The organism is Pseudomonas costantinii, from assembly GCF_001870435.1.
GTDB lineage: Bacteria > Pseudomonadota > Gammaproteobacteria > Pseudomonadales > Pseudomonadaceae > Aquipseudomonas > Aquipseudomonas costantinii.
This window is the reverse complement of sequence record NZ_MDDR01000032.1, coordinates 64,938-71,984: the sequence shown is the minus strand read 5'-3', so window position 1 is coordinate 71,984 and position 7,047 is coordinate 64,938. Positions and strand designations below refer to the sequence as shown.

The 7,047-nt window shown below is 64.0% G+C and carries 5 protein-coding genes; all 5 read left to right on the top strand.

Annotated features, from left to right (window positions below):
• The first annotated feature begins 418 nt into the window (after positions 1–418).
• From BFL40_RS15135 to BFL40_RS15115, 5 genes are read left to right on the top strand one after another with little or no spacing between them, the layout of a single operon-like run.
• Complete coding sequence (locus BFL40_RS15135) at positions 419–2,092, top strand: ABC transporter substrate-binding protein (protein ID WP_071484759.1); 1,674 nt, start codon at positions 419–421, stop codon at positions 2,090–2,092.
• Positions 2,089–3,069, top strand: coding sequence for an ABC transporter permease (locus tag BFL40_RS15130; protein WP_071484762.1), 981 nt, complete (start codon positions 2,089–2,091; stop codon positions 3,067–3,069). Before BFL40_RS15135 ends, BFL40_RS15130 begins: the two co-directional genes overlap by 4 nt.
• The gene (locus BFL40_RS15125; protein WP_071484758.1) at positions 3,066–3,929 is read left to right on the top strand and encodes an ABC transporter permease; all 864 of its coding nucleotides are present in this window, start codon (positions 3,066–3,068) and stop codon (positions 3,927–3,929) included. Before BFL40_RS15130 ends, BFL40_RS15125 begins: the two co-directional genes overlap by 4 nt.
• The gene (locus tag BFL40_RS15120) at positions 3,926–5,641 is read left to right on the top strand and encodes a dipeptide ABC transporter ATP-binding protein (RefSeq protein WP_071484757.1); all 1,716 of its coding nucleotides are present in this window, start codon (positions 3,926–3,928) and stop codon (positions 5,639–5,641) included. Before BFL40_RS15125 ends, BFL40_RS15120 begins: the two co-directional genes overlap by 4 nt.
• Before the next feature lie 16 nt (positions 5,642–5,657).
• A complete protein-coding gene (locus BFL40_RS15115) occupies positions 5,658–6,866 on the top strand; it encodes an acyl-CoA dehydrogenase family protein (protein WP_071484756.1) in 1,209 nt (402 codons plus the stop codon).
• Positions 6,867–7,047 lie beyond the last annotated feature (181 nt).

Here is a 7,047-nt window from a genome sequence, read left to right as displayed (position 1 = left end):
GCCGGTTTAGCCGCGCTGGGCCAGGGATGGCCCATCGCGGCGACCCGCGCAGCCGTGCCGGAGTGCGGGCACACCGAGCCTAGGCGAGGTGCCGAGTGGTGGGGCAAGAGCCCTTTTGGTTACTTTTGGCTGGGCCGGCATTCCGGGCTCTTTTCCAAAAGTGACCCGCTGTAAGAGCGGAACCATACTCAGCCGTTACCCAAACAACGGATATGTACTCGCTCCACCTCCACCCCCCCCCCAGTCGCCGCCCCTCCCTGTGCTTGCCATGACCGAGCTGTTGGCTGATCAACAGTTGCCACACACATTGTCGTTTCCAGTACTTACCTGAACCGACGATATGCCCTGTTTACGGGGGCCCAAAACCCGGCATGGCTTGTGCAATGCCCCTGTTCCCGGACTTCAGGCATCAACAATCATGCGAGACCCCGCCCCATACCCGCGACACTCCAGAGCGTTACGCAAGCACGCCCTCATGGTCGGTACCGCTGCGCTTTGCAGCCTGTTGCTCGGTTGCGGCCAAAGTGGCTCGACCGTTGCTCGCAGTGATCAACCGGTAAAGGGCGGCACCCTGGTGTACGCCACCGACCGTGAGCCGACCTGCCTTGATCCACATGTGGCCGGCGACATGCCCCAAGTGTTTGTCGCGCAGCAGTACCTGGACTCGCTGGTGTCGATGGACGCCGAGGGGCGCATTGGCCCCTGGCTGGCGAAAAGCTGGGAGGTGTCGGCCGATGGCCTGACGTACACCTTCCACCTGCGCAACGATGTGCACTTCACCGACGGCACCCCGTTCAACGCTGCGGCGGTCAAAGCCAACCTCGATCACATGGCCAACCCCAAGACCCAGTCCAGTACGGCGGGCGGCTACATTCGCCAATACCGCAGCACCGATGTGCTCGACGAGTACACGGCAGTGGTGCACCTGGCCACGCCTTACGCGGCGTTTCTTGAGGTGCTGGCCCAGGGTTTCCTTGGGATTGAATCACCGACGGCGCTGTTGCGTTCACGCGATGTGAACTGTGAAAGCCCGGTGGGCAGCGGCCCGTTCAAGGTGGTGCGCTGGGACCGCCAGAGCCAGGTCGAGTTGGTACGCAACCCGGACTACAACTGGGCGCCGCCAACCGCCAAACATCAGGGCCCGGCATGGCTGGACCGGATCGTCTGGAAGTTTATCCAGGAGCCGTCCGTACGCTTTGCCTCGTTGCAGGCGGGTGAAGTCGACGTGATCGAGGCCTTGCCACCAGAGTCTCACGAAGCTGCCCGGCGCAATCCGGACCTGACACTGGTGATCGCCCAGCGCCCCGGCAACCCCACCAATGGCACGCTGAACATCACCCGCGCGCCGTTCAACGACCTGCGAGTGCGTGAAGCCTTCGTGCGCAGTGCCGACATCGAGGGCGCGTTGAAGAGCGTGTACTTCAACGAGTTTCCCCGTGCCGGTGGACCGTTGAGTCCCGCGACGCGGTTCTACAGTCCGGAATTCCAACAGGCCCAGGATTACGATCCGGCCAGGGCCACCCAACTGCTCGATCAAGCCGGCTGGACCCAACGCGACAGCGACGGTTATCGCACCAAGGACGGCAAGCGCCTGCAAGTGCATGTGGTGATGGGCAACCGCACGCCGCCTTCGGAGTTCACCCTGTGGGAGCAGGTCCAGGCCACGACCCGGCAAGCGGGCTTTGAGCTGATCGTCGATCAGATGAGCGACGTGCAAGCCACCAAGCGTCAGGCCGACTGGGATTACGACGTCCGCCTGGGGTACTGGAACACCAACACGGCTGACGTGCTGCGGATCATCTTCGGCAGTGAGTTCATCCGTCCGGCGGGCGTCGGGGGTTACCACCAGAACACCGCAGGCTTCAATGACACAGCCTTTGACACCTTGATTCAGCAGGCCCTCACCACCCAGGACAGCGAACAACGCCGGGCGCTGTATTACCAGGCGCAGAAAATCGCTTCCAGCCAGTACCTGCAATTGACCACCTACCCGCAAAGCACGCGGCTGGGTATCTACAAGACCACCCAAGGCGTGCGGCTGGAGCCGTCGCTGGCGGTGACTTATCTCTATGACGCATGGGTGAACAAATGAGCAGCACATCACTTGCCAACCCACGGCGCGAGCGCCTGGCACGCCTGGGTAAACGTGCCCTGTGGCGACTTGCTGGCGGCGTGCTGGTGCTGTGGGCGGTCGCCACACTGACCTTCTTTGCCTTGCGCCTGATGCCCGGCGACCCGGTGCTGGCGATCCTCGGCGGCCCGAGCGGCAACCCCACTGCCGAGACCATCGCCGAAGCCACTCGCGAGTACGGCCTGGACAAGCCACTCGCGGTGCAATACGCGTTGTACCTCGGGCGTTTGGTGCAGGGTGACCTGGGGGTGTCCTATTCCCAGCATCTGCCGGTGACCCGGGTTCTGGCGGAGCAGTCCTGGCCGACGCTGGAGTTGACCCTGACCTCGTTGGCACTGGCCTGGATTCTGGTGCTCGCCCTGACGGTGCTGACCGCCGGGCGTCGGCGTTGGGTCGCCAGTCTGGCCTCGCTGGCAGAAACCCTGGCCGCCGCACTGCCGCATTTCTGGCTGGGGATTCTGCTGCTGGCGGTGTTTGCGTTCGGTCTGCGGCTGTTCCCGCCAGCGGGTAGCGACGGTTGGCGCACCTTGGTGTTGCCGTCGTTTGCCCTGGCGATTCCGCTGGCCGGGTTTATCGCCCAGGTCACCCGCGAATCCCTGGATTTGACCCTCGACCAACCCTTCATTTTGACCGCCCGAACCCGTGGCCTGAGTGACTTCAACGTGCGCTTCAAGCATGCGTTGCGCCATGCGGTACTGCCCGGCATCTCGTTGTCGGGCTGGGCGATTGGCGCGCTGATCAGCGGCGCGGTGGTGATTGAAGTGATCTTTTCCCGCAAGGGCCTGGGCCGTCAGTTGTACCAGGCGGTGCAGGCACAGGATCTGCCGCTGACCATCGGCATCAGCCTGGTGGTTGCCGCCGGTTATGTGCTCGCCAATATCCTGGTCGACCTGCTGTACCTGTGGGTCGATCCTCGCCAACAGGAGGTCCCGGCATGAGCGGCTTGACCCTGGAAACACCGCTGTCCGCGCTGCGGGTTCAGCGCACCACACGCCCGCTGCGGCTTGGCCCGTTGCTGGCCGTGACCTTTCTGCTGCTGGTGATTGTCGCGGCGCTGGTGCCGCAGTTATTCGCCTACAGTGATCCGCTGGCCATCGTGCCGCGCGAGGCCTTTCATCCGCCGAGCTGGGCCCATTGGTTCGGCACCGATCAGTCGGGGCGAGACATCTTTTCACGGGTGATTTACGGCACCCGCCAGTCGTTGTTTATCGGCCTGGCCGCCACGGCGATTGCCATGAGCATCGCCATCGTTCTGGGTTTGCTGGGTGGGCTTGGCGGCGCGCGGGTGGACCGTGGCGTGGGTTGGTTGCTGGAGGTGCTGTTTGCGTTCCCGAGCCTGATTCTGGCGCTGTTGTTCGTGGCGATCTTCGGCAGCGGCATCGGCCCGCTGATCGTCGCCACCGGGCTTGGGAGTGCGCCGGGTTACGCACGCATGGTGCGTGGTCAGGTGTTGGCGGTGCGCAACGCGGGTTACATCGAGGCCGCCCGGGCCCTTGGGCACCCACCGTTGCGCATTATCCTGCGGCAGTTGCTGCCGAACGCCATGCGTCCGTTGATCGTGACCCTGACCATGGGCGTGGGCCAGGCGATTGTCTGGGCCTCGGCCCTGAGCTTTCTCGGCCTGGGCGCACGTCCGCCTGCGCCGGAGTGGGGGACCATGTTGTCGATGGGCCGTGACTTTATCGCGAACGCCTGGTGGCTGACGTTCTTCCCCGGCTTGTTCATTGTGCTGACCACGTTGTCGACCACTGTCACTGGCCGTTACCTGCAACAACGTCTGGAGGGCCGTCTTTCATGAGCGACCAGAAACGCTTGATCGTTGAAGGGCTGTCCATCGAGTTTGCCGGGCAGTCTGTCGTGCGCAACCTGTCGTTCACCCTGGAACCGGGCAAGACCTTGGCCTTGGTGGGCGAGTCCGGTTCGGGAAAGAGCGTCACCGCGCGCAGCCTGATCGGCCTGGCGGGGGCGGGCGCCAAGGTGTCTGCGCGCACCCTGAGTTACAACGGTGTGGATTTGCTGAGTCTGTCCGAACGCGGCTGGCGCCGTTTGCGTGGCAATGGCATCGGCTTCGTGTTGCAGGATGCTCTGGTGTCACTCGACCCATTGCGGCCGGTCGGCAAGGAAATTCTCGAAGTGCTTGAGACCCATCGCTGGGGCGATCGTCGCAGCCGTGGCGAACGGGTGATCGAACTGCTGGACCTGGTCGGTGTGCCCGAACCACAACTGCGTGCCCGCCAGCGTCCTGATCAACTCTCCGGTGGCCTGCGCCAGCGCGCACTGATTGCCAGTGCACTGGCGTTGAATCCCGGTTTGGTGATTGCCGATGAACCGACCACCGCGCTGGATGCCACGGTGCAGGCGCAGATTCTGCAAGTGTTGCAGCAGATCAAGGCCCGTGGCGACTCGTTGCTGATCATCAGTCATGACCTGGCGGTGGTCGCGCAATTGGCGGATGAAGTGCTGGTGCTGCGCCATGGCGAAGTGGTCGAGCAGGGGCCGATGGATCAGGTACTGCTCAACCCACGGCACGCCTACACGCGTTCGCTGCTGGACGCGGTGCCTGCCGAACATGCGCGTGGCACGCGTCTTTCGCCGGAGCGCAGCACGCTTGCGACGCTGCCACGTCCCGGCCCGGACTCGCCGGTGCTGCTGCGGGCATCCGGGTTGGGCAAGCGTTATATCGGCCCCGATCAACAGTCGCGTCAGGTGGTGGACGACGTCAGTTTCGAACTGCGCGCCGGGCGCACATTGGGCATCGTCGGTGAGTCGGGCTCCGGAAAAACCACGGTGGCGCGCATTGCTCTTGGGCTGCTGCAACCGGATGCCGGTGAGGTGCGCTTTCTCGACCAACCATGGGCGGCGACAGGTCTTGAGCGAGTGGAAGAAAAGACTCGACGCTTGCATCGCCGTGACATCAGCGTGATCTATCAGGACCCGTTGAGTTCGTTCGACCCACGCTGGACGGTTGGGCAGATCCTCAGTGATGCGCTGGACGTCGCGGGTATCGCTGTCGATCAACAGGCCGCACGGGTAGCGCAGTTGCTGGAGCAAGTACGCCTGGCGCCGCAGTTGGCCGAGCGTCGGCCGCTGCAACTGTCGGGCGGTCAGCGTCAGCGTGTGGCAATTGCCAGGGCGATCGCCAGCAACCCTAAAGTGATTATCTGCGATGAGCCGGTGTCGGCGCTGGACGTGTCGGTGCAGGCCCAGGTGCTGGATTTGCTGGCCGACCTGCAAGCCTCGCTGGGCCTGGCCTACCTGTTTATTTCCCACGACCTCGGGGTGATTCGCCACGTCAGCGACGAGGTGTTGGTGATGCGCCACGGTCAGGTGGTGGAAAGCGCCAGTGTCGAGGCGTTGTTTGAATCACCCCAACACGAATACACCCGGCGCCTGCTGGGCGCCGTGCCGCGCCTGCCCGGCAGCGGTACGACGCTGGTGGTGCCGGTGCTGGAGCCGGAACACCCCGACTGGCTGTTTGATGAATCGCGCCTGTGGAAAATCGCCATCTAGACCTCAAGGAATTGTCATGAGCACGTTGTCTGCTGTACCCACGCCGCCGCTTGTTACGGTGGCCGAATTGAACGCCCGCGCCGACCGCATCCTGCCGCAGATCGCCGCCGGCGCTGCGCAACGCGAGCGCGACCGCCAATTGCCGTATGAGGCGGTGGCGCAGATCGCCAAGGCCGGGCTGTTTACCGTGCGGATTCCCAAGCGCTATGGCGGCGCCGGTGGCTCGGTCAAGGACGTGATTGCCTTGTTGATTCGCATCGCCTCGGCCGACTCCAACGTGGCCCAGGCGCTGCGCCCCGGGTTTGGCTTTGTCGAAGGGCTGCTGGCCTCCCGCGCCGAGGGTGCCGAGGAGGAGCGTGAGCGCTGGTTCACGCGTTATCTGCAAGGTGCGGTGATCGGCAATGCCGGCTGGGAAGTCGGCGGCGCCAACGGCTCGATCAGCGCGCGCATCGTGCGTGACGGCGAGCACTATCGTGCGTCGGGCAGCAAGTACTACAGCACTGGTTCGCTGTATGCCGATTGGGTCAGCGCCGTCGCCCTGGATGAGAATGACCAGCCGGTGTCGTTCATCCTGCCGCGCGACCGCCAGGGCCTGGAATTGTTGGATGATTTCGACGCCATGGGTCAGCGCCTGACCGCCAGCGGCACCACGCATCTGCATGATGTGCAGGTGTTGGCCAATGAAATCCGCACCCGAACGGTAGAGGAGGGCAAGCGCACCATCGTCACGCCGTTCCTGCAAATATTCCTCGCGGCGGTGCAGGCCGGTATTGCACGCAATGCGCTGAATGATGCGGTGACCTTTGCCAAGGAACACGCGCGACCGATCAAGCACAGCAGCGCCACGCGCTCGGTGGATGACCCGTATGTCGAGCTGACGGTGGGCGATGTTTCGGCCCGCGCCTTTACCGCCGAGGCGGTGGTGTTGCACGCCGCCGCATCGATCGACCGTGCCTGGGCCGCTGATCTCGACGCGGTGGCGGTGGACCAGGCAGCGGTGGATGTGGCCCAGGCGCAGTACATTGCGGCGGAGTCGGCGCTCAAGGCTGCCGAGTTGGTGTTCGATGTCGGCGGTGCGTCCACCACCGGCCGTGCGCATAACCTGGACCGGCACTGGCGTAACGCGCGCACCGTGGCCAATCACAACCCACGGCACTGGAAAGCCGCAGCAGTGGGCGCCTGGCAACTCAAAGGCACGCCGCCACCGACATCGGGTTTGTTTTGAATAAAACCATCGAGCGTAATGTTTCACACGCCCTGGGTGAGATGGGCACAGGCCTGTCTCGCCGGGTGCCGATGATCATGTCTGTGCGTGGCCATGAGACGGTCACACAAAGTGATATAGCCTGAATCATTGTTGTGTGCGCTGTCGGGGCAGGCCTGTCGCCACAGGCGGGCTCGGCGGT

What these genes read in the sequence shown, in the direction of transcription:
- BFL40_RS15135 (WP_071484759.1), top strand. Translation starts at nt 419, where the DNA reads ATGCGAGACCCCGCCCCATACCCGCGACACTCCAGAGCGTTACGCAAG.
- BFL40_RS15130 (WP_071484762.1), top strand. Translation starts at nt 2,089, where the DNA reads ATGAGCAGCACATCACTTGCCAACCCACGGCGCGAGCGCCTGGCACGC.
- BFL40_RS15125 (WP_071484758.1), top strand. Translation starts at nt 3,066, where the DNA reads ATGAGCGGCTTGACCCTGGAAACACCGCTGTCCGCGCTGCGGGTTCAG.
- BFL40_RS15120 (WP_071484757.1), top strand. Translation starts at nt 3,926, where the DNA reads ATGAGCGACCAGAAACGCTTGATCGTTGAAGGGCTGTCCATCGAGTTT.
- BFL40_RS15115 (WP_071484756.1), top strand. Translation starts at nt 5,658, where the DNA reads ATGAGCACGTTGTCTGCTGTACCCACGCCGCCGCTTGTTACGGTGGCC.